This is a genomic window from Salmonella sp. SG203 (assembly GCF_013350575.1).
GTDB lineage: Bacteria > Pseudomonadota > Gammaproteobacteria > Enterobacterales > Enterobacteriaceae > Salmonella > Salmonella enterica.
Window position 1 is genome coordinate 1 of record NZ_SNMT01000104.1, and the last position, 550, is coordinate 550.

Annotated in this window: 2 pseudogenes; both read left to right on the forward strand. The window is 54.0% G+C overall.

Annotated elements, in window-relative coordinates:
• Window positions 1–302, forward strand: a pseudogene (locus HV477_RS28325) (hypothetical protein); the annotation flags it as partial.
• 104 nt (window positions 303–406) lie between these two features.
• Window positions 407–538 (forward strand): annotated as a pseudogene (locus tag HV477_RS28005) (hypothetical protein); the annotation flags it as partial.
• Window positions 539–550 lie beyond the last annotated feature (12 nt).

Here is a 550-nt window from a genome sequence, read left to right on the forward strand (position 1 = left end):
TATGCGCCGGTCGCTTATTCACGGGCTATGAACCCCTGGAGGTATCAGGCTGCATACACCTTGCCAAATCTAACCATGGATATTTTAAACAAATTTTAAGATACAAGGAGGTGGCGCGAATCGTCGCGGGCCCTGATATCCTTTCTGAGAGGAGGAACTACAGCATTATTTTCCCTTACGGATGGGAGAAGAAGCAGCTGACGCGTGAGATGCGGCGAATGTTTCCCCGTAAGACAGGCCGACGTGCGCTGATTATGCTTGATGAATTACATCAGTTTTTTGATTCACGGGAGAAGCCGTGACGCTGACAGAAAATCAGGTCATCTGGCGTGGTGTTGCCAGGTGGCGCTCGTGCTGACCGGGCAGGATGGTGGTGTTCTCTCGGCGGCACAGGAAAACCTCTTTTCTGCTCGATGACGTGGAAAACAGTATCCTGCGTGGTCTGAAGTTCCCCGATGCGTGGACAGTGACCGGCTCAACGGATGCGCCGGTACTGCGCGACGAGTGGGGGAATGACTGGCGGGATATCACCCGCTGACAACCTGCCGGG